This is a genomic window from Vibrio sp. 1401 (assembly GCF_033340295.1).
Window position 1 is genome coordinate 88,126 of record NZ_JAWOWF010000008.1, and the last position, 22,566, is coordinate 110,691.

At 44.3% G+C, this 22,566-nt stretch carries 22 protein-coding genes and 1 other annotated feature; of the genes, 18 read left to right on the forward strand and 4 right to left on the reverse strand.

Going from position 1 to position 22,566, the window contains the following annotated elements; genetic code table 11:
• The first annotated feature begins 107 nt into the window (after nt 1–107).
• Nucleotides 108–674 carry an elongation factor P-like protein YeiP gene (gene yeiP / locus R7Z77_RS06800; RefSeq protein WP_005376801.1) on the forward strand — a complete coding sequence of 189 codons (567 nt, stop codon included), beginning with the start codon at nt 108–110 and terminating at the stop codon, nt 672–674.
• A 2-nt stretch (nt 675–676) separates the two neighbouring features.
• The gene (locus tag R7Z77_RS06805) at nt 677–997 is read left to right on the forward strand and encodes an HI1450 family dsDNA-mimic protein (protein ID WP_074191537.1); all 321 of its coding nucleotides are present in this window, start codon (nt 677–679) and stop codon (nt 995–997) included.
• 187 nt (nt 998–1,184) lie between these two features.
• On the opposite strand, the gene rluB is transcribed toward R7Z77_RS06805, so the two are convergent.
• Nucleotides 1,185–2,123 (reverse strand): 23S rRNA pseudouridine(2605) synthase RluB, encoded by a 939-nt coding sequence (gene rluB, locus R7Z77_RS06810; RefSeq protein ID WP_005376798.1) that lies wholly within the window; start codon nt 2,121–2,123, stop codon nt 1,185–1,187.
• A gap of 565 nt (nt 2,124–2,688) precedes the next feature.
• Between rluB and R7Z77_RS06815 the strand changes: the two genes are divergently transcribed.
• Nucleotides 2,689–3,399 carry a calcium-binding protein gene (locus R7Z77_RS06815; RefSeq protein WP_005376796.1) on the forward strand — a complete coding sequence of 237 codons (711 nt, stop codon included), beginning with the start codon at nt 2,689–2,691 and terminating at the stop codon, nt 3,397–3,399.
• A gap of 91 nt (nt 3,400–3,490) precedes the next feature.
• Here the strand turns inward: R7Z77_RS06815 and R7Z77_RS06820 are convergent, their stop codons facing one another.
• Nucleotides 3,491–4,111 carry an L-threonylcarbamoyladenylate synthase gene (locus tag R7Z77_RS06820; RefSeq protein ID WP_005376791.1) on the reverse strand — a complete coding sequence of 207 codons (621 nt, stop codon included), beginning with the start codon at nt 4,109–4,111 and terminating at the stop codon, nt 3,491–3,493.
• Nucleotides 4,112–4,170: 59 nt separating this feature from the next.
• The gene (rnm, locus tag R7Z77_RS06825; protein WP_005386777.1) at nt 4,171–5,028 is read right to left on the reverse strand and encodes an RNase RNM; all 858 of its coding nucleotides are present in this window, start codon (nt 5,026–5,028) and stop codon (nt 4,171–4,173) included.
• Between the two features lie 95 nt (nt 5,029–5,123).
• Between rnm and R7Z77_RS06830 the strand changes: the two genes are divergently transcribed.
• From R7Z77_RS06830 to R7Z77_RS06865, 8 genes are all read left to right on the forward strand, one after another.
• On the forward strand, nt 5,124–5,249 hold the full coding sequence (locus R7Z77_RS06830) for a trp operon leader peptide (protein WP_005376787.1): 126 nt from the start codon (nt 5,124–5,126) through the stop codon (nt 5,247–5,249).
• Nucleotides 5,196–5,299: a sequence feature (Trp leader region), on the forward strand. It overlaps the preceding gene by 54 nt.
• 126 nt (nt 5,300–5,425) lie before the next feature.
• Nucleotides 5,426–6,991, forward strand: coding sequence for an anthranilate synthase component 1 (locus R7Z77_RS06835; RefSeq protein WP_064354137.1), 1,566 nt, complete (start codon nt 5,426–5,428; stop codon nt 6,989–6,991).
• Nucleotides 6,992–7,007: 16 nt separating this feature from the next.
• A complete protein-coding gene (locus tag R7Z77_RS06840) occupies nt 7,008–7,616 on the forward strand; it encodes an aminodeoxychorismate/anthranilate synthase component II (protein ID WP_053807588.1) in 609 nt (202 codons plus the stop codon).
• Nucleotides 7,617–7,653: 37 nt separating this feature from the next.
• Nucleotides 7,654–8,664, forward strand: a complete 1,011-nt coding sequence (gene trpD, locus R7Z77_RS06845; protein WP_318136624.1) for an anthranilate phosphoribosyltransferase — start codon at nt 7,654–7,656, stop codon at nt 8,662–8,664.
• Nucleotides 8,665–8,677: 13 nt separating this feature from the next.
• The gene (trpCF, locus tag R7Z77_RS06850) at nt 8,678–10,117 is read left to right on the forward strand and encodes a bifunctional indole-3-glycerol-phosphate synthase TrpC/phosphoribosylanthranilate isomerase TrpF (protein ID WP_213967814.1); all 1,440 of its coding nucleotides are present in this window, start codon (nt 8,678–8,680) and stop codon (nt 10,115–10,117) included.
• 64 nt (nt 10,118–10,181) lie between these two features.
• A complete protein-coding gene (gene trpB, locus R7Z77_RS06855; protein WP_005376781.1) occupies nt 10,182–11,372 on the forward strand; it encodes a tryptophan synthase subunit beta in 1,191 nt (396 codons plus the stop codon).
• Complete coding sequence (gene trpA / locus R7Z77_RS06860) at nt 11,372–12,178, forward strand: tryptophan synthase subunit alpha (protein WP_213967815.1); 807 nt, start codon at nt 11,372–11,374, stop codon at nt 12,176–12,178. The genes trpB and trpA overlap by 1 nt, the downstream gene beginning before the upstream one ends.
• 196 nt (nt 12,179–12,374) lie before the next feature.
• A complete protein-coding gene (locus R7Z77_RS06865; protein ID WP_182016734.1) occupies nt 12,375–13,070 on the forward strand; it encodes a Crp/Fnr family transcriptional regulator in 696 nt (231 codons plus the stop codon).
• Between the two features lie 126 nt (nt 13,071–13,196).
• On the opposite strand, the gene R7Z77_RS06870 is transcribed toward R7Z77_RS06865, so the two are convergent.
• On the reverse strand, nt 13,197–14,738 hold the full coding sequence (locus tag R7Z77_RS06870) for a long-chain-fatty-acid--CoA ligase (RefSeq protein WP_213967816.1): 1,542 nt from the start codon (nt 14,736–14,738) through the stop codon (nt 13,197–13,199).
• A gap of 543 nt (nt 14,739–15,281) precedes the next feature.
• Between R7Z77_RS06870 and R7Z77_RS06875 the strand changes: the two genes are divergently transcribed.
• The 7 genes from R7Z77_RS06875 (at nt 15,282) to R7Z77_RS06905 (ending at nt 22,565) form a co-directional block, all read left to right on the forward strand.
• On the forward strand, nt 15,282–16,541 hold the full coding sequence (locus tag R7Z77_RS06875; RefSeq protein ID WP_318136625.1) for a dicarboxylate/amino acid:cation symporter: 1,260 nt from the start codon (nt 15,282–15,284) through the stop codon (nt 16,539–16,541).
• Between the two features lie 156 nt (nt 16,542–16,697).
• Entirely contained in the window at nt 16,698–17,882 is a 1,185-nt protein-coding gene (locus tag R7Z77_RS06880; RefSeq protein ID WP_054730548.1) for an acyl-homoserine-lactone synthase, read from the forward strand.
• A complete protein-coding gene (locus R7Z77_RS06885; protein WP_318136626.1) occupies nt 17,875–20,415 on the forward strand; it encodes a hybrid sensor histidine kinase/response regulator in 2,541 nt (846 codons plus the stop codon). The genes R7Z77_RS06880 and R7Z77_RS06885 overlap by 8 nt, the downstream gene beginning before the upstream one ends.
• A 111-nt stretch (nt 20,416–20,526) precedes the next feature.
• Nucleotides 20,527–20,769: a hypothetical protein gene (locus tag R7Z77_RS06890; protein ID WP_017634694.1), complete on the forward strand. Its 243-nt coding sequence runs from the start codon at nt 20,527–20,529 to the stop codon at nt 20,767–20,769.
• 199 nt (nt 20,770–20,968) lie between these two features.
• On the forward strand, nt 20,969–21,532 hold the full coding sequence (locus R7Z77_RS06895) for a septation protein A (RefSeq protein WP_033905687.1): 564 nt from the start codon (nt 20,969–20,971) through the stop codon (nt 21,530–21,532).
• Between the two features lie 225 nt (nt 21,533–21,757).
• Nucleotides 21,758–22,153: an acyl-CoA thioester hydrolase YciA gene (gene yciA / locus R7Z77_RS06900; RefSeq protein WP_005376768.1), complete on the forward strand. Its 396-nt coding sequence runs from the start codon at nt 21,758–21,760 to the stop codon at nt 22,151–22,153.
• 115 nt (nt 22,154–22,268) lie between these two features.
• On the forward strand, nt 22,269–22,565 hold the full coding sequence (locus tag R7Z77_RS06905; RefSeq protein WP_005386727.1) for a YciI family protein: 297 nt from the start codon (nt 22,269–22,271) through the stop codon (nt 22,563–22,565).
• Nucleotide 22,566 lies beyond the last annotated feature (1 nt).

Sequence of the window (22,566 nt, forward strand, 5' to 3'; positions counted from 1 at the left end):
AGTCATGGGAGTAACAACAAATTTCTGCAATGAATTTTAATGCTAGGCGGCTAACTTAGCGCTATAATCACCGAGTTTTGCTTAATAAGTATGAATAGGAATATACAATGCCAAAGGCAAGTGAAATCAAAAAAGGCTTCGCAATCGAGTCTAATGGTAAAACTCTTCTAGTTAAAGACATCGAAGTAACGACTCCTGGCGGTCGTGGCGGCGCTAAAATCTACAAAATGCGTTGTACAGATCTAAACACGGGCGCACGTGTAGATGAGCGTTACAAGTCTGATGACGTTGTTGAAACGGTAGAAATGAACAAACGTGCAGTTGTGTACTCATACGCTGACGGCGATGAGCACATCTTCATGGATAACGAAGACTACTCACAATACACATTCAAGCACAATGAAGTTGAAGACGACATGCTGTTCATCAACGAAGATACACAAGGTATCCACATTATCCTTGTTAACGGTGCTGCAGTGGGTATTGAACTACCATCTTCTGTTGAGCTAGTGATTGAAGAAACTGACCCTTCAATCAAAGGTGCTTCTGCATCTGCTCGCACTAAGCCAGCACGCTTCGCTTCAGGTCTTGTCATCCAGGTTCCTGAGTACATTGCAACTGGTGACCGTGTTATCATTAACACAGCTGAACGTAAATACATGAGCCGAGCATAAGCATGTCTGATTTGATTTCTTACGACGACGTCATCGACGCAGCGTACGACATTTTCCTTGAGATGGCTCCAGATAACCTAGAGCCTGCTGACGTGATTCTGTTTACTGCGCAATTTGAAGATCGTGGTGCCGCAGAACTTGTTGAAACCAGTGATGACTGGGTTGAACATGTTGGCTTCGAGATCGACAAAGAAGTATATGCAGAGGTTCGTATCGGCCTAGTAAATGAGGAAAATGACGTTCTTGATGACGTATTTGCTCGTATGCTAATCAGCCGAGACCCTGAACATAAGTTCTGCCATATGCTTTGGAAACGCGATTAACGTTTCTTCATCATGAACAAAGATACCAGCCTAGTGCTGGTATTTTTTTATCTGTTATTTTCGTCTAGCTGAGATATTTGTTTATACAAAGCACCCTGCTCTATATAGGCTTTAGACCCTTTTGTTATGTAACAGATAAGAAAAAGGCTTGCCGAATTGGCAAGCCTTTCTGATGTTTTGCTATCGATTAACGATGCTTGTTGCGTGCGCCTTGGTCACCAGCAGTCTTCTTCGGCTTACGACGAGAAGGGTTGTTGCTGCGACCTTTTGGCGTGTTAACACGCTCTTCATGGCGCTTAACTGCGCGACGAATTTTTTGGCTGCGTGCACGCTCACGTTTGCGTGACGTGTTGTCTTTGTTCAGATCAAGCATGGTTTCTTTCTCTGGACGAAGCTCTACAAGCTCACGCAAGTAGTTTACTTCTTTCAGGTCAAGCTCCATCCAACCGCCACGAGGCAGTTTCTTGTCTAAGAAGATGTCGCCGTAACGAACACGTTTCAGACGGCTAACGGTACACTCTTGCGATTCCCATAGTCGACGAACTTCGCGGTTACGACCTTCGTTGATAACAACGTAAAACGTGTGGTTCATGCCTTCACCACCCGCGTAAACAACATCTTCAAAGCGAGCTAAACCGTCTTCCAGTTCAACACCTTTTACTAGATTACGAACTTTCTGTTCAGTTACTTCACCGAACACACGTACTAGGTATTCACGTTCAACTTGGCGGCTTGGGTGCATTAAGCGGTTCGCCAGTTCACCATCCGTTGTGAAAAGTAGAAGACCAGAAGTGTTCGCATCCAGACGACCAACTGAAATCCAACGAGAGCCACGAATTTTTGGCAGACGATCAAAAACAGTACGACGACCTTCTGGATCGTGACGAGTACACAGTTCACCCTCAGGTTTGTAGTACGCAAGTACACGACAAATCACTTCTTCTTGAATCTTTGCAGAGACAATGTGACCATCGATACGAACTACGCTGCTCTCGTCTTCAAGTCTTTCACCAAGCTTAGCGACTACACCGTTCACGCTAACGCGACCAGATTTAATTAACGATTCAATCTCACGACGAGAACCGTGACCAGCACGTGCTAATACTTTTTGTAACTTTTCGCTCATTTATCTACCTATGTGTCGTCTTCACAGACGTCTAGACCAGGATTGGTCTGCATTTTGCTATTTACCCATTTCAGTGGGATTTTTCGGTCGGACATTATACGTAACTTTCTTAGTTAATGTAAGCTAAATCGGCGCCATTCTCTACACCAAAATTCACTTCAAAAATGACCGAAATATTTGTCCTATTCTGCAACTTTTTTACTACTTAAAGCAGTCATTGCTCAACGAGAATCCCACTAATATCGGTCTTCCTGAACCACTTTAACCACGCGGTACCTGATAAAATTGTCAGGGTTACAACAATAACCACTTGGGGTGTGTTTACTGTTCGTATTGCTAGAAAACAACGAAGAATAAGCCGTCCCGGTTTGCTGCTAAGTAATACCAATCACCGCAGACAATGAGCGCTCATAGCAAAGCACGGTCGTGGGTAACAAGACAAAAATTGTCTTTAAGTCATTAGTTCACATCAAAAATAACACTAATGCTATCGTGTACTCTGACTCACTCGGTTCGCTCTGCACTCTCGGCGATTGGCATAAATCAGACAAAAAGGAATAGAACAATGTCTATGCTAAATCTCGACCTAAATTGGATTTTTGGGACATCTCAAGATGACGATATGACAGGCACAAAAGGCTCTGAAACAACCGATATTTTCTTCGGCTTCTGTGGTGATGATAAGTTTGTAGGATACGGAGGTAATGATATTGTCTTCGGTGGCTGGGGAGACGATACCTTGCTTGGTGGCCGAGGTAACGACTTTGTTTCTGGCGGCTTTGGAAACGATTTCCTATCCGGAGGATTAGGAAACGACAAACTCTTTGGTGGCTGTGGCGACGACACAATTTTTGATTATTCAGGCAACAACTACTTGAGTGGTGGCTGGGGTAACGACACCCTCGTTGTTGGTGATGGTGAATCAGTACTGAGCGGTGGCTGTGGAGACGACACCTTCGTGCTTACAAACCGCCTGGCTATTGGTGTACCTGATCAGCCAGTATCTTCCAACGATATTGATGTCAAAGCCGACATTGTCGATTTTAATATTTTCCATGACAAACTTGTCTTTGATATGGGCCGAGACACTGATAACGATGGCATTCGAGATACGTTCTTGGATTCAGCGGATGATCTGACTTTATCTTACAATGAATGTGGCTGGGCAGTATTCTCAAGTGATGAATACAATGTTGAAGTGACACTAAACGGTGTGAGCTCTGCATACATCAACTATGCAGAACAAAATGGTATCGACATTTTCGATTTTGCTTAACCTCAATCAGTTAAGTTCAATGAGATATTCGATATGACAACTAAAATAGGAGGCGCGATGCCTCCTATTTTGTTTGGCGGTGGTGCGTCTACTATTCGAATGGTGCAGGGTCACCTGATCCCAAACGAACTACAACAGGTTCACCTTCGCTAAAGTCAATTACAGTCGTAGGTTGTTCACCTAGGTAACCGCCATTAAGAATCACATCAACCGCATGTTCTAGTTTATCGCGAATATCCTCTGGATCAGATTCTGTTACGTCACTGCCAGGTAGAATCAACGACGTAGACATCATCGGTTCACCTAATGCTTCCAACAAGTCCAAGGCAATTTGATTGTCTGGGACACGGATACCGATGGTCTTACGTTTTGCATTCATCAAACGACGCGGCACTTCTTTTGTGCCTTTGAAGATGAAGGTGTAAGGACCTGGTGTGTTATTTTTCAGCAGTCGGAATGCAGAGTTATCCACTCGCGCATAGAGAGAAAGCTCCGACAAATCACGACACAGTAAAGTAAAGTTATGCTTATCATCCAGACGACGAATCTGACAGATTCGTTCCAGTGCTTGTTTGTTCTCCAACTGACAGCCAAGTGCGTACCCTGAATCAGTAGGGTAAACCACAACGCCGCCGTTACGAATGATTGCTACTGCTTGATTAATCAAGCGAGCCTGTGGGTTTTCTGGGTGAACGTAAAAAAACTGGCTCATTGTAATTCCTCATTATCGAGCCTCTCGGCTCTATATTTTTATGGGTTCTCGACTTCGTATTACTGAGTATTATTCAACGAAGGATCTATTCCCCAATCTTTCCAAACTGGTTCGACGCCAGCAGGCAACCATAGGTTCCTTCCTAGCTCCATCCACGGTGATGGGTAGTGAAAATCACTGCCTTGAGAGGCTAATAGTTTGTATTGTATAGCATAATCAGCCAAGTTGCGCCTTTCTTGTTGCGCTTGCTGTGGCTGTGCAACTTCCATCGCATCACCACCTGCTTCGACAAACGCTGCTAGAAGACGCTTAATCCACTTCGCTGTCAACTTATATCTGCCAGGATGCGCTAATACCGCCATTCCACCAGCCGCATGGATAGCATCAACCGCATCCTTCATCGAACACCAATTCGGTGGTACATAACCTGGGTTATTACGCGTTAGGTATTTTTTAAACACCATTTGCATGGTTTTTGCGTAACCATTATCTACCAACCATTTCGCGAAATGCGCTCTTGTCACTGGAGCATCACCGGCGATTTGCCTTACCTCTTCAAGCACACCTACTCGAGTTGCTTTTTGTAGTCGCTCTGCAATTAACTCAGATCGTGTTATGCGATGCTGCTTCTGCTGTTCTATGAGGGCAGATAATTGTTCATTTTCCGGATCAATATTCAGGCCGACAATATGAATGTCTTTGTTTTGCCAGACGGTCGATATCTCAATGCCATTGATGATTTTTATCGGCAAATTATTATCTTGAACGTATTGCTTAGCTAACGCCAAACCGTCAACCGTATCGTGATCAGTGATCGCCAAAACCTCGATATCAAAACTCAGCGCCCTTTCCACTAAATCTTTAGGTTCTAACCGACCGTCCGATGCAGTGGTGTGACTATGTAAATCAATTCTCATATTTTTATCGTTTTAATGCCGTTTTGGGGTTGACTTTTTACTCTCGCACTAGTTAACTAGTACACAAATACAAAGTACGTAATTTAAGGTTCACCATGTTACAAGAATTTAACCAAAACCAAAAAGCGAAAGTTGCGGTTTGTCTTAATAAGGCAAACTCATCAGATCTTGCTTGGTGGCGCACTTGGACTAGTTCTTGGTGGGCAAACGTATACTTCTAGTTTATAGAACCAAACGTTGTAAAGCCCGCTACTTAAGCGGGCTTTTTTGTTTTGTTGCTCATTTCACATTCAACTGCCTAAACATTAATCGAATATGGCCAACTCTAGATTGGGAGAACGTTTGCTTTATGCGACTATGTACGGCAGGAAGATTTAAACAGCTACAAGGAGGTCTTGTGAACAAGGCCATTGAAATTAAGAAACTTGGACAGCTTGAAGTGCTAACGGCTTCCGTCCCTTATACTCAAGACCCGACTCGCTTGTTCCACACACTATGTGAGAACAAAACTGACAGCCTATTGCTGGAATCTGCTGAGATCGATTCAAAGCAAAATTTAAAATCCCTGCTGATCGTAGATTCAGCGGTTCGCATTGTTTGCTTCGGCCATACCGTTAGCATGCACGCCTTGACCAATAACGGTAAAAACCTACTGTCTCACCTAAACCAAAACATCCGTGGTGACGTTGAGAGCAAGTTCGATGGCGAAACGCTAACTTTGGAGTTTAACCAGCCATGCGACACGTTAGATGAAGACTCTCGCCTACGTGAAGCCTCTTCTTTCGATGCGCTGCGTTTGGTTCAGCATAGTTTTGATATTTCGCAGCAAGACAAGCACGCGATTTTCCTTGGTGGTCTGTTTGCCTACGACTTAGTCGCAAACTTCGAGCCGCTTGGTAATGCAAAAGCAACAAATCAGTGTCCAGATTACGTTTTCTACGTAGCGGAAACACTACTTGTTGTCGACCATCAAACGGAATCTTGCCAGCTTCAAGCGACGTTGTTTGTTGATGGTTCAGAGAAAACAACGTTAGAGACTCGTATTGCAGAAATTAGCGTCCAGTGTGCAGCGCCAAAACTGTTGCCGAGTGCAGAGCAAATAACAGATGTAACGGTAGAACCTAGCGTGTCTGATACAGACTTCTGCCAAACCGTTCGCGACTTAAAAGAGTTCGTAGTGAAAGGCGATGTATTCCAAGTTGTACCGTCTCGTAGATTCACTCTACCTTGCCCTTCTCCACTCGCGGCTTACAAAGAACTGAAACAAAGTAACCCAAGCCCTTACATGTTTTACATGCAAGATGAGCTGTTCACTCTGTTTGGCGCATCACCAGAAAGTGCGCTTAAGTACGAAACACACACTAACCAAATTGAAATCTACCCAATAGCAGGCACACGTCGCCGTGGTAAGCGCCCTAACGGCGAGATTGATTTCGACCTAGATAGTCGCATCGAACTTGAACTGCGCACCGACATGAAAGAAAACGCAGAACACATGATGTTGGTTGACTTGGCACGTAACGACGTCGCTCGTATTGCTCAATCTGGTACTCGCCACGTAGCAGACCTTCTAAAAGTCGACCGCTACAGCCACGTAATGCACTTGGTGTCTCGTGTGGTTGGTCAACTGCGTGAAGACCTAGACGCGCTGCACGCATACCAAGCATGTATGAACATGGGTACGCTCACCGGCGCACCTAAGATTCGTGCCATGCAGTTGATTCGCGATGTAGAAGGCGCACGACGCGGTAGCTACGGCGGCGCTGTTGGCTACCTCACTGGTGAAGGCACACTCGACACCTGTATCGTGATCCGCTCAGCGTACGTTGAGAACGGCATTGCTCAAGTTCAAGCTGGTGCTGGCGTGGTGTTCGACTCTGATCCACAAGCGGAAGCAGACGAAACGCGCGGCAAAGCACAAGCGGTAATCTCTGCTATCCAAGCAGCGCATAATTCACAATAAGGAATAGGGTTCAGAGATGGCTAATATCATTTTTATCGACAACTTTGACTCGTTCACCTACAACCTTGTGGATCAATTCCGCTCGCTAGGTCACTCAGTCAAGATTTACCGAAACAACATCCCAGCAGAAACCATTGAACAAGCGGTAAATGAGCTTGAAAACCCAGTGGTTCTGCTATCACCAGGTCCTGGTGCACCTTCAGAGGCAGGCTCAATGCCAGAGCTTATCCAACGTATGAAAGGCAAAGTGCCGATGATCGGCATTTGTCTTGGTCACCAAGCGATTGTTGAAGCGTACGGCGGTACTGTTGCTGGCGCGGGCGAAATCATTCACGGTAAGGTCTCTATGATGGAGCACCAAAACCATGCGATTTACCAAAACCTACCATCACCACTTGCAATTGCACGTTACCACTCGCTGGTTGCGACCAAGGTTCCTGAGAGCCTAACCATCACAGCAGAAGTGGATGACTTGGTAATGTCTGTTGTACATGAAGAAGATAAAGTTTGCGGGTTCCAGTTCCACCCGGAATCTATTATGACGACCTACGGAGCAACACTGTTGGCCAATGCCATTGAATGGGCACTTGAAGAACAAACTTCAACGAACCCACTCACTGCTTAAAAAGCACTTGGCACATAAGAAATTTAGGAGAGGAAATATGGAAGCAATCATCAACCCTATTATTACCAAACTGTACGAGCAAGAATCGCTTACTCAGGAAGAGAGCCAACAGCTATTCGACATCATTATCCGTGGTGAACTAGACCCAATTTTGATGGCATCAGCACTGACTGCACTAAAAATCAAAGGCGAAACGCCGGATGAAATAGCAGGCGCGGCAAAAGCACTACTGGCAAACGCAAACCCATTCCCTCGCCCAGATTACGATTTCGCAGATATCGTAGGCACTGGCGGCGACGGTCACAACACCATCAACATTTCAACCACTGCGGCGTTTGTTGCTGCAGCATGTGGTCTAAAAGTAGCGAAACACGGTAACCGCAGCGTTTCAAGCAAATCTGGTTCTTCTGACCTTCTTGATTCATTTGGTATCAACCTAGCTATGAGCGCAGAAGATACGCGCAAAGCGGTAGACGAGATCGGTGTTGCTTTCCTATTTGCACCTCAGTACCACGGTGGTGTGCGCCATGCGATGCCAGTGCGTCAAACCATGAAAACACGCACCATCTTTAACATCCTTGGTCCACTGATTAACCCTGCTCGTCCTAACATCGAATTGATGGGCGTTTACAGTGAAGAACTGGTTCGTCCTATCGCAGAAACCATGCTACAAATGGGTATGAAGCGCGCCGCTGTAGTTCACGGCAGTGGCTTGGACGAAGTAGCAATTCACGGTGAAACAACCGTTGCCGAAATCAAAGACGGTAAGATCACAGAGTACACGCTAACGCCTGCAGACTTCGGTCTAGACGCGCACCCGCTAGAAGCGATCAAAGGTGGCGATCCTGAAGAAAACAAAGCGATCATTACCAATATTCTGACGGGTAAAGGTACAGATGCACAATTGGGTGCAGTGGCAGTAAACGTTGCTCTGCTAATGCGTCTATTCGGCCACGAAGATTTAAAAGCCAACACGCAACAAGCGCTTGAGGCAATGAACTCAGGCAAGGCGTACCATTTGGTACAACAACTTGCCGCACACGCTTAAGGAATTGAAGAAGATGACTGACTTCAACACTCAGCAAGCTGACAACCTGTCTGAACACGTTTCTAAGAAAGAAGCAGAAATGGCAGAAGTACTGGCGAAAATTGTCCGCGACAAATATCAGTGGGTAGCAGACCGTAAGGTGTCTCAACCGCTAAGCACATTTCAGTCTGATTTGCTGCCATCGGACCGCAGCTTCTACAATGCTCTGAGTGGCGAAAAGACGGCATTCATCACCGAATGTAAGAAGGCATCTCCTTCTAAAGGTTTGATTCGTGATCACTTCGACTTGGATTACATTGCATCGGTTTACAACAACCATGCTGATGCGATTTCAGTCCTAACAGACGAGAAGTACTTCCAAGGTAACTTTGACTTTCTTCCTCAAGTGCGTGGTCAAGTCAAACAACCAGTTATTTGTAAAGACTTCATGATAGACACCTACCAAGTTTACCTAGCACGTCATTACAGTGCTGATGCTGTGCTATTGATGCTTTCTGTCCTGAATGACGAAGAGTACAAAGCGCTAGAGGAGGCAGCACACAGCCTGAACATGGGTATCTTGACCGAAGTCAGCAACGAAGAAGAGCTTCATCGTGCCGTTAAGCTTGGCGCACGCGTTATCGGCATCAATAACCGTAACCTTCGCGACCTAAGTACTGATTTGAATCGTACTAAAGAACTGGCACCGACAATTCGCGAACTGGCTCCTAACGCAACAGTAATCTCAGAATCTGGCATTTATACACATAAACAAGTTCGTGATTTAGCGGAATACGCAGACGGCTTCTTGATTGGTAGTTCACTGATGGCGGAAGACAACCTAGAACTTGCTGTACGTAAAGTGACGTTAGGCGAAAACAAAGTGTGTGGCTTAACGCATCCAGATGACGCAGCAAAAGCATATCAAGCTGGCGCGGTATTTGGTGGCCTGATTTTTGTCGAGAAGTCGAAGCGTGCGGTTGACCTTGAAGGTGCTCGCTTAACCATGAGCGGTGCTCCACTGAACTATGTAGGCGTTTTCCAAAATCACGATATCGATTTTGTTGCTTCTGTCGTCACCTCTTTGGGTTTAAAAGCGGTGCAACTGCACGGTCAAGAAGACCAAGCTTACGTAAACCAACTCAAAGCCGAACTGCCAGCAACGGTAGAAATTTGGAAAGCTTACGGCGTGACTGATGCCAAGCCAGAACTGCTAGCAGACAACATTGATCGCCATTTATTAGATGCGCAAGTTGGCACTCAAACTGGCGGAACTGGTCAAGTGTTCGACTGGTCACTGATCGGCGACCCAAGTCAAATTATGCTAGCGGGCGGACTGTCGCCAGAAAATGCTCAACAAGCAGCGACACTAGGTTGCTTGGGATTAGATTTAAACTCTGGTGTAGAAAGCGCACCAGGCAAAAAAGATTCACAGAAGTTGCTCGCGGCATTCACCGCTATTCGCAGCTACTAAAGCTGGATATCAGCTAAAAAATTTAAAGCTATTCGTAGCGAAAAATACGAGAAGGAATATAACGATGGCAAAACTGAATGCCTACTTTGGCGAATACGGCGGTCAGTACGTTCCGCAAATTCTAGTTCCAGCACTGGAGCAACTAGAGCAAGCGTTTATCGACGCGCAAGAAGATCCAGAATTCCGCAGCGAATTCATGACGCTTCTTCAAGAGTATGCGGGCCGCCCAACGGCTTTAACTCTAACTCGTAACCTAACCAAAGGTACGAAAACCAAACTGTACCTAAAACGTGAAGACCTACTTCACGGTGGTGCCCACAAGACTAACCAAGTGTTGGGTCAAGCGCTACTTGCGAAACGCATGGGCAAAAACGAAATCATCGCTGAAACTGGCGCAGGTCAACACGGTGTTGCAACCGCACTAGCATGTGCACTGCTTGGCCTTAAGTGTCGCGTGTACATGGGTGCAAAAGACGTTGAGCGTCAAAGCCCGAACGTATTCCGTATGAAGCTAATGGGCGCAGAAGTTATTCCTGTCCACTCGGGCTCTGCGACACTTAAAGATGCATGTAACGAAGCGCTACGCGACTGGTCTGCAACTTATGAAGACGCGCACTACCTACTAGGTACAGCGGCAGGCCCTCACCCATTCCCAACGATCGTGCGTGACTTCCAACGCATGATTGGTGAAGAAACGAAGAATCAGATTTTGGCACGTGAAGGTCGTCTTCCTGATGCGGTTATCGCATGTGTGGGCGGTGGTTCAAACGCGATTGGTATGTTTGCTGACTTCATCGAAGAAGAAAGCGTTCGCCTAATTGGTGTTGAGCCAGCAGGTAAAGGTATCGATACTGACCAGCACGGTGCACCACTTAAACATGGTAAAACGGGTATTTTCTTTGGTATGAAAGCGCCATTGATGCAAGATCCAAACGGTCAGGTTGAAGAGTCATACTCTGTCTCTGCTGGTCTTGATTTCCCTTCAGTTGGTCCACAGCACGCACACCTAAACGCAATTGGCCGTGCTGAATACGACAACGTGACAGACGATGAAGCGCTAGAAGCATTCCAAGAGATTGCACGCCATGAAGGCATCATCCCTGCACTTGAATCTTCTCACGCCGTGGCACACGCACTGCGTATGGCACGTGAGAATCCAGAAAAAGAGCAATTGCTGGTTGTTAACCTATCTGGTCGTGGTGATAAAGATATCTTCACTGTACATGCCATCCTAGAAGAAAAAGGAGCGATCTAATGAGCCGTTATGAGAAGATGTTTGCGCGCCTAAACGAAAAGAACCAAGGCGCATTTGTACCGTTCGTAACGGTTTGCGATCCAAACGCAGAGCAGTCTTACAAAATCATGGAAACACTGGTTGAGTCTGGCGCAGATGCCCTTGAACTTGGTATTCCATTCTCAGATCCGCTTGCGGATGGCCCGACTATCCAAGGTGCGAACATTCGTGCTCTAGATTCAGGCGCAACACCGGATATCTGCTTCGAACAAATTGGTAAGATCCGAGCTAAGTACCCAGAGCTACCTATTGGCCTTCTGATGTACGCGAACCTTGTTTACTCTCGTGGTATCGAGAACTTCTATGAGCGTTGTGCAAAAGCAGGCATCGATTCTGTTTTGATTGCAGACGTACCAACTAATGAAAGTGCTGAATTTGTTGCTGCTGCAGAAAAGTTTGGTATTCACCCAATCTTCATCGCACCACCAACGGCAAGTGATGAAACACTGAAGCAAGTATCAGAGTTGGGTGGCGGATACACTTACCTACTCTCTCGTGCAGGTGTTACTGGCGCAGAAACCAAAGCAAACATGCCTGTAGGTCATATGCTCGATAGACTGAACCAATTTGATGCACCACCAGCGCTACTTGGTTTTGGCATCTCTGAGCCTGCACAGGTGAAACAAGCACTAGAATCTGGTGCGGCTGGTGCAATTTCTGGTTCAGCCGTGGTAAAAATCATTGAAGCGAACGTTGAGCAGCCACAAATTATGCTCGACAAGCTAGGTGAATTCGTTTCTACAATGAAAGCTGCCACTCAAAAATAATTTCAGTTTGATATGACACAACAACGCCCGCTTAACATTATGTTTAGTGGGCGTTTTCTTACTATCGCGTTTATACCACGTCATTTTTTGTTCAACGCCCGCACTTTCCAAATCTATCTCAAGCAGAGCACTCAAAGAGTGTTAAGCTTGGGTAACTTAACTAACTCAATAAAGCAATGTGCAGTAAGGTTGCTACATGGAAGAAGTCAAAACACTGCTAGCCAAATGTCCTGTACTATCAGGGCTGCCAGATAAAGGGCTTAGTGAAGCAGCGCAAATGACTAAGGTTCGCTGCTTCGACGAAAAAGCACTGATTTGCAATAAAGGTGCGCTTCAATCTTCTCTTATGGTCATAGCTCAAGGTGCAGTGAGAGTGAACTCAATTAGTTCAAAAGGCAAAGAAGTCACACTGATGATTTTCGAAGCTGGTGGCTGGTTTGGAGACAATGTTTTTTCTCCCGGCATGCCTCGTATTTTTGGTGCGACCGCGCATTCTGACGTGACTGTAATGGAGCTTCCTGGAGATAAATTTCGCCAATTACTCGCCAAATACCCTCAAAGTTACCCCACTATACTCGACTTACTTAGCCGCCGCTTGTGGTCTGCTATTTCTGTTATCGAAGATGACGCGATTAGAGGAATTGAAGAACGAGTCGCCAAAAGGTTGCTGCTGCTTGCTGAATACCAACTTAATCAAGCGATCGATACTCGACCATGCGTTGTCAGGGTAACAAGAGAACATATCGCTAATATGATGGGGCTAACTCGTCAGAGTGTACACAAGATACTAAAACGATTAGAAAGTATCGGGATGCTAGAGCTAAACTATGGCTCAGTAACCATTACCAATCCGAAGCGCTTAGAAGAATACTTTAAAAAACTCGAGCAATAGATCCATTCAACAAACGGTAAGTATTGTCTAACGATAGCTAAAAAACTTATGCATCTAATTAGTTAAGAGCACAACACCATTTGCGCTTAGGCAAGTGGCGCTGTGACACAAAAACCATTGAATTGACTAAGCTATATTCAATTCAGATTTCAACTCACGTTTCAAAATCTTTCCTGTCGCACTCATCGGGAGGTGTTCACGAATTTCGACATAACGAGGATACTTAAACGAGGCTAATTGCTCTTTACCCCACTTATGTAATGAATCGGCGTCAATGTATTCTTTTGGTTTAAGTACAACGTAGGCTTTTATCTCTTCGCCATACTCTTCATTTGGAATCCCTATCACAGCTACCATTGAAACTGCAGGATGAGTCATGAAAACTTCTTCAATTTCTCTGGGATAAACATTAAATCCACCTCGAATGATCAGATCTTTCATTCTATCGACAATAAATAAATTACCTGAACTGTCAAAGCGGCCCACATCACCAGTATGGAACCAACCATTTTGTAGCGCAGATTCAGTAACTTCTGGGCGGTCAAGATATCCCTTCATAACATTATGACCACGCACAACAATCTCACCTTCTTCGCCTATCGGTAGTGCATTACCTTCAATATCGATAACTTTTACTTCGACACCTTGAACCGGTTGACCTACCGAGCCTGGTATGCGCTCCTGATCCAAATGATTAAAACATGCAATAGGACTTGTCTCCGATAACCCGTATCCTTCTAAGATCGGCACATTAAATGTTTCTTCAAAGGTTCGAAAGATTTCGGTTGGCAATGGCGCACCACCGCTTACTGCAACACGCAATGACGAGGTATCAAATTGATGCTGCACATGAAGCAGACCGATGTACATCGTTGGCACACCAGCAAATATCGTCACCCTATGTTTTTCCACCAGCTCAAGAACATGTTTAGGCTCAAACCTAGGCACTAACACCAATGTTGCCCCGCCCAAAACACTAGCATTTAAGTGGACGGTTTGACCAAATGTATGAAATAAAGGCAAAGTTACTAAGTGAATATCATCGGCCTGGCTGCCCATAATGTTTTGTGCCACCAGAGCGTTCATTATGATGTTCTGCTGAGTCAGTTCAGCGCCTTTTGGTAAGCCTGTCGTCCCTGATGTATACAAAATCACACATGTATCATCCGCATTACGCGGTATATAATCCGGCAACGGTTGGACATCGGCTATAAACGCATTGAGAGTTATTACACCATTCCAATAGCTTTCATCTTGAGATTGAGTCAATACGACTATGCCTTCGCATGTATCGACTTGTTCAAAGGCTTTGACACCCTCTTTTGCCATTGGCAGTTCTTTCGTCCCTTCAAAGCAGAAATAAAACTTCGCTTTTGAATCTTCTAAGTGATACTTAATTTCTCGCGCTTTCAAAAGCACATTTAATGGGACTGCAACCGCGCCAGCTTTTTGTATTGCATAATAAACAAACGCGAAAAAAGGAATGTTTGGGCATGAAATCGCAACGCGGTCACCTGGCTTTACGCCTTTATTGATTAAAGACGCTGCGATCTTGCCGGCGGTCGCATCAAACTGCGCATAATTTATCTTTTCAGTGCCACATATCAACGCCGTTTTATCTGGTTTACTCGCAGCATTTCTTTGTAACGCAGCAGCAAGATTCATCATAGTCTCTTCACCTCTTACTTGTCTTTCTCGTCTAATCAGCTCAGGAGCATTAACTAAGCAAGTTATCTCTAACACTGGATCGTCAGCATTTGAGTCTCACCAGTCATTACAATTTAACATTATGTTTACAACGCAATTAGAGCCAAGAATGTAAAGCAATTAACATTTCAGAAGGCAAATTAATAAAAGTGTGAGCTTGAAAGAGATGAATTGTTATAAATATCAACCCAAGTCACTAAAAACTCTGACTGCAATAGCAAATACAAAAGCGGTTAAAATTAACAAAAAGAAAACAAATAAAGAAAAATAAACTTGAACAATCCTAAGCGCGACCCTTATAAGAAAAATCAATAGCAAACGTTTGCTATTGAACAAAACTTTATCGTTCGTCAATAAAATATCGATTAATCCATCAATAATACCTTGCTGCATATTGCCAATTGTAAACGATAAGTGTAAAAAGCAAGGCGAGATAATTATCCGTAAATCCATTTATGGTTAGTGGGTAATTTTAGGATTTTACATTTTATTAGCACAGAGGTTATGGAAGTGTTAAAAGAAAAGAGTTTGCTAAACAACATTGGCGTACAAGTCGTAATCGCCATGATCGTGGGCACAGCCGTTGGTGCCATGATGGGTCATGATGCGACAGTGCTCGCTCCTTTAGGTGCTATCTTTATCAACTTAATCAAAATGTTGGTTATTCCTTTGGTCGCTGTAGCCTTGATTTCTGGCGCCGCTGGTCTTGGGAACAGCCAGTCAGCAGGTAAAGTTGGCATCGTCACTCTAGGTTATTTTGGTTTAACATCCGCCCTAGCCGTTGCGCTTGCACTATTTATGGGTGAAGTATTCCAACCAGGCATGGGTATCGACGTCTCTGGCGTTGAAGGCATGTTCTCAGCAGAATACGCTTCAAAAGGTGAACTACCTACTTTCTGGGCAACCATCACTGGTATGATCCCAACCAACGTTTTCCAATCACTAAATGAAGCAAACATCCTACAGATCCTCGTTTTCTGTATGTTCTTTGGTATTGCGATTTCTAAGCAAGCAAAAGAGCGTCGTGAACCAATCATCAATGGTGTTAACTGCATCGTTGACGCAATGGTTTGGATGATCAACAAAGTAATGATCATTGCACCTATCGGTGTATTTGGTCTGATGGCAGAAGCCGTCGGTACGTTCGGTTTTGGTGCGCTAATGGTGGTGTTTAAACTGTTCGTTGTTTACGTTGCCGCCATCCTAATCTTCGGTTTCGTTGTTTACCCAGCAATGGTGCATGTTTTCACGAAGACATCTGCGAAGAAATTCCTGTCTTCAATGAAGAAACCGCAAGCAGTTGCGCTTTCAACAGCGTCTTCTATGGCAACACTGCCTGTTACAATGGACACCTGTGAAAAAGAGCTGGGCGTAAAAAATTCAACTGCATCATTTGTTCTGCCTCTAGGCGCAACGATCAACATGTCAGGTAATGCGATTTACTATGGCTTGGTTGCTATCTTCTTTGCTCAACTGTTCAATATCGATCTAGGCATGGGCGCTTACATTGCAATTATCGTAACGTCTACATTGGGTGCGGTTGGTCAAGCGGGTGTTCCTGGCCCTTCTTTCCTAGTGGTTGCCGTGCTTCTTGCCGCTGGCATTCCAATTGAAGGTCTACCGCTGCTATTCGCTCTTGACCGTATTTTCGATATGATTCGTACAGCACTGAACATCACAGGTGATGCTGCATGTGCAGTTATCGTTGATGCGCTAATTGAAGAAGAAACGGCAGAAGCTGAGCTAAAAAAGCAAGAAGCCTAACCCTTTCTTGAATAGACCAAAAACCGCTCATAATGAGCGGTTTTTTTGTCTTTTCTTGCATTACGTAACTATACAAATAGAAACCGATGGCATAAATTTTTCAAAATGATATAAACCATTACAAAATATAACAAAACGTTAGAGCTAGGTTTTATCATGAGTCTTGAGCAATCTTTGGAATATCTCACCAAAATAAATTTGCCGATCGAATCAAAGCAGCAGGCCCTGGTTGACTCAGTTATTCTTACCCTAACGAAACAAAAACGAGATGCTCTTTTTCAACAGGTTGCTCTGTATCGAATAAAACTGCTTAAATCTCTCTTTCCTAAACACGCATCAAAAAGTCTTTCTGCACTATTTGAGTTAATGGATTATCGAGATTTAGTGCAACAGTATCCGACAGGTTTCTCCAAAGAGATTCGTTTACTTGAACAACTTGCCGCAGATTGTTACCCGCATTGGATGGTTTTCTGGTGTCAATGCGAGATCGAAGCAATCAAGCAAAAATATCCTTCAAACGAAGCTGCGATTCCTACTCCGCTTCCGTTTGACGACCACAGCTATACTAGCGTGTTAATTGAAGATATCGCAGATTGCGATCTTGAGGTAATGCTGCCAAATCATGCAGCGTTAATGCCGATTTCCGAAGCGATCACACTGAGTAATCTTGAGCTTTTCGTCCAAACTGAACAATGGTTTGAAATCTTGCCTCTTTTATCACTCTCGCAAAAAGGGCAGCACTTTGCCCTCTTGCTCAAATCGTCATCTTCACCAATCATGGTCTCCTCCGCTTTAGTGCAAAGCTGGCATCAACGAAATAACTGGCTCAGTTACTCACCACAGTTTAGTAACGAACAATGGCAGTTTTGCTTTCCTAATCATGGGTACAGTGTTCTCAATCAACTGGGTATTTTGGAGTGTCGTGCTCTAACTCATGAGCACACTCTTATTGAGTTTGATGCTCAGTTTCAATCTCGTGTAAAGAACAGTGAAGCGGTTTGCGAAGTACTGCGTCTTACGGTGGGAGGCAACATTCAACAAAAGCTGTATTTTTTGTATCTGGCGCAAAAAACTATGATGAGCGAGCTCTATAAAGCAGGCTATAAGCTCGGCTTTACCATTATTGAGCAAGTATTTATGTTAAATTTCTATCAATCTATTGATTTAAGTGCCTACTTTCACTCAGGATACCGCGACATTAACGGTGACGGTACCAAGACATACCGCGGTTTCTGGAATTTAGGTATGATGGTTGAAGCATTTCAAGACATACAATTTCGCGACTACAAACATTGCGTACGAACAAAAAGAATGGATAAAAAGGTGAATGAGCATGCTTGATGTTCATTTGCACGGTCTCTTTTACCCAAAAGCAATGGCATTGTACGCGACTGTACTAATAGTATTCGCTTGGCTACTGTATTACTGCTATCGCCTAAAACAGAAGAGTGAATCAATCTTAGGCTCGCATCACGCGCCTTACATCGCTTATTCCAGCTGTATCATTGTTTGGATAAGCAGCAACGCCTATTTCCATACCGATTTATTGCCAGAATTAGGCTCTGTTGGTGGCATTTTTATGGCTAAGTTAGCGAACTTAGCGTCTTTTTTCGCCTTTGCGTTTGCATTCTATTTTTCTTGCCAGTTAACCGCAGATGTTAAAAAAACAGCGGTCAAAGTCTGGCAAAAAGTCGTCTTTGTCGCACTAGCAACGTATTCACTGTACATCAACTTAGTGCCGAATCTTACTGTCGAAAATGTCACCATTAGTGGTCCAAGCCAGTTCGTCATTGAATTTGGCCCACATACCTCATATTTTTTCATTAGTTTGCTAGCTTTCGTGGTACTAACGCTGCTTAACTTGATTGCCATGCGCGCTAACAGCAGTAAGCTCACGCTAGCAAAAAGCAACTATATGATCGCTGGCATTTTGGTATTCATGTTATCTACGGCAGTGATACACCTTGGAATGACGTATTTCCTTGGCGACTTCTCCCTAACTTGGTTACCACCAGCACTTTCAATCAGCGAAATGTTGTTTTTGGGCTATGCCCTACTTACCTCTCGCTTCTACAGCGCTAAATATCTCACGTACTTAACGGTAAGCGCGCTCTTAGTCTGCGCCATTTTTGTTCTGCCGCTAGGGGCGATATTTATTCCTATCTCTGAAGATAACCAATGGCTTGTTGCGGTACCTTTATGCGCGCTTATCGGTATCACTTGGCACTTGCTTTTTAAGCGAGTCAGTCGTTTCGCTTCGTATTTTATTTATGGGAAACGACACACTCCCGTTCAGCAAATCCTTGGGTTAGAGGAAGAGTTTAAACGCTCAATAGATGATGCTATGCGTCAGTTGGCATCGTTACTTAACATACCAAACAACAAGCTACAGCTAGTCACTAGCAATTACACAGAAACGTTTTACGAAGAGTACCTGCCGTCAAGCAAGTCAGTTCTCGTGCTAGATGAGTTGTCTGAAGAAATTGATTATGCCTCCTCTTCTAAAGGGTCGATGAGAAAGCTCTACGAGCGCATGCGCTCAAGCAATACTGCGCTCGTTATGCCTCTCTTCGGTCGTGGAAAGTCTGTTACTCACTTACTAATTTCTTCACATAAAATAGATAATAAGCTGTTTTCTAATGAAGAAATCTCAGCTCTGCAAACGTTATTAGTTCGCATCCAGAGCACCATTGAAGCCGATAGAAAGGTACGCCAAAGCCGTGCGCTGGCTAACTCCATTGCACATGAAATGCGTAACCCTCTCGCTCAAGTACAATTACAATTTGAAGCTTTAAAACAGCATATAGAGTCAAACGCCTCACTGGATACGCTAAAAAGAGAAATTGATAAAGGTGAAGCCGCTATACAACGCGGTAGACAACTTATCGATATTATTTTACGAGAAGTTAGCGACAGTTCACCAGAGCATGAGCCTTTAGCTCTCACTTCCATACATAAAGCCATCGACCAAGCAGTAAGCCGTTATGGTTTTGAAAACGATCAAATAATAGAGAGAATTAACCTGCCACAGGCACACGATTTTGTCGCGAAGTTAAATGAGACCCTGTTTAACTTTGTCATTTTCAATTTGATTCGTAACGCTATCTACTATTTTGATTCTTATCCCGACAGTCAAATTGAGATTCGTACCCAGACGGGGGCTTACGAAAACATTCTGATCTTCCGAGATAGTGGGCCAGGTATAGATAGCAGTATCTTACACAAGATATTTGATGACTTTTTCTCGTATCAAAAAAGCGGAGGCAGTGGCTTAGGTTTGGGCTATTGCCAACGTGTTATGCGCTCCTTCGGAGGACGAATAGAGTGCCAGTCTGAATTGAACGAGTTCACAGAATTCTACTTGTATTTCCCAGTCGTACCAAACGCACCAAAACCAGAGACATTAAGAGCACCGGACTTTGATAGCTGGAAAGCAACTGCATCACATTCTGAAAATCATTCAGCTCAACACGTACAAGTATGTAAAGATGCACCAACAGTGCTCATTGTAGATGACAAAGAGGTGCAACGCACCTTGGTACAGATGTATTTAAAAAGATTGGGAGTCAACAGCTTACAAGCAAATAATGGAGCCTCTGCGGTAGAACTATTCCACTCTCACAAGATTGATCTCGTTCTTATGGATGTCCAAATGCCGGTAATGAATGGATTTGACGCCAGCCAGCGGATTAAGCAAATCACATCCTCCGTTCCAATCATTGCCTTATCTGGTGAGTCTGGAGCTAGAGAGTTGGAGCTAATTTCGAAACTCATGGATGACAGGCTCGAAAAGCCCACCACGTTAAATGCACTTCAAGTCGTCATCCAAAGATGGTTACAGAACGAGAATTTTGCACCTTCCAGCACTTTTTAATTTGCAAATATAGAATTGGCACTAGATGTGCATTATTGGAGTAAATCGAATTATCCAGAAGGTCAAGCAGGCTGCAAATGAGTAGCGTATGAGCTTGATAAGGAGATCGCCATGTTACTTCATCGACATACATACTACGGCTTGATTCATCATGGAATCAAAACACTGTTACTTGATCGCTTAGGCCACTATACAGAAGAAGAGTATCATCAATATCTGACCCTGATGACTGGTAAATCCACTTGCTTCACGATGTCTCTCGAAGAGCTAGAAGCAACGGTCGATAACTTACTACGGGAAGGCTATTTAGAAGATGTAAAAACGCTTATTTCCCAATATCAACGTGTTGCTTAAGGTTTAAAACTCTCAACTTTATTGCCGCCTCATCGCGGCAATTTTTATTCCTTCCATTTGCTGTTTCGACGTGGAAGAAGCTTGCGGGCTGTACGATATACTAAGCGTTACTATTCTTACCTTAACTTCCTCAGTATTCACATCTTGTCAGATTCCGTTAGACTGTCTTCAATTCAATAATTAGGTAGATTTTGCCATCATGAAGCAGATCCTAGACTTTATACCACTCATCATTTTCTTCGCTTTATACAAGCTGTACGACATCTACGTGGCGACAGGTGCACTGATCGTAGCAACAGCCATTCAGCTTGTCGTCACCTACGCGCTGTATAAGAAAGTCGAAAAGATGCAACTAATAACATTTGTTATCGTCACTATCTTCGGCGGCATGACCCTTTTCTTCCACGACGACAATTTTATAAAGTGGAAAGTCACCATCATTTACGCGATTCTGGCGATTGGCTTAGCAGTGAGCCACGCATTGGGAAAATCAGCCATCAAGGGTATGCTAGGCAAGGAAATTACGTTACCTGACGCTGTTTGGGCAAAGATTAACTGGGCTTGGGTTGGCTTCTTCTCATTCTTCGCTGGCCTAAACATTTATATTGCTTACGAATTGCCGTTGGATGTTTGGGTTAACTTCAAAGTATTTGGAATGTTGATCGCGACATTTGCCTACATGATTGCGACTGGCTTTTACATTTATAAACACATGCCAAAAGAACAAAAAAATAACTCATCCGATGTGTCCACTGATGATTAAAAACTCAGTTTTGCTATAATCCGCGACTTCACAGCGACCTTAGGGTCGCTGTTTTGCTCCATGTATCAGTAAACCGCTCAAACAACGTACCGTTTTCAGACCATTCTTGCTGCTGTAAACCAACTTTCTCTGGTCCGGTATCTGCGGTTTTTTAAGGACCTTTGGTTCTAGGTATTTACTATGTTGGCGCTTAGTTTGAGCGCCTTTAAGATTTAGGATGTCACAATGAGTCAAGAAATTAGCTCTCCGAAAGGTCAAATGCTGCTTCGTACCCTTGCAATGCCTGCAGATACAAACGCCAATGGCGATATTTTTGGCGGTTGGATAATGTCTCAGCTCGACTTAGCGGGCGCGATTCTGGCAAAAGAGATCTCTTGTGGTCGCGTTGTCACCGTTTCGGTATCAAGCATTACGTTCAAAAAACCTGTTGGTGTGGGCGATGTCGTATGCTGCTACGGCGAATGCACTAAGATCGGCCGCACATCCATGAGTGTCGATTTGGAAGTATGGGTCAAACCCGTCAAAGCTCACGGTGTTGGCGAACGCTTCATGGTTTGTGATGCGACCTTCAACTACGTAGCCATTGACAGTGAAGGTAAACCACGTCCGGTTCAGAATTAGTCAACCTACAACGCTAACAGTTAGAAAGGATCTCACATTTTCTGTTGTTCACTTGTGAGAGACACAAAAAAGGCGTTAAATTAACACTTTACCCTACCAATTAAGGAACTATGCTATGTGGTATGTCATCTTTTCACAGGACGTTGAGAACTCGTTGGAAAAACGCATGAGCGTTCGCCCACAACACTTGGATCGCTTACAAAAGCTACAAGACGAAGGTCGCCTTCTTACAGCTGGTCCGATGCCTGCGATAGATTCTGACAATCCTGGTGAAGCTGGATTTACGGGCTCAACTGTCATCGCTGAATTCGCCTCTCTAGAGGATGCTAAAGCGTGGGCAGAAGCCGATCCTTACGTAGCGGCTGGTGTTTACGATCATGTAATCGTGAAACCGTTCAAAAAAGTGTTTTAAT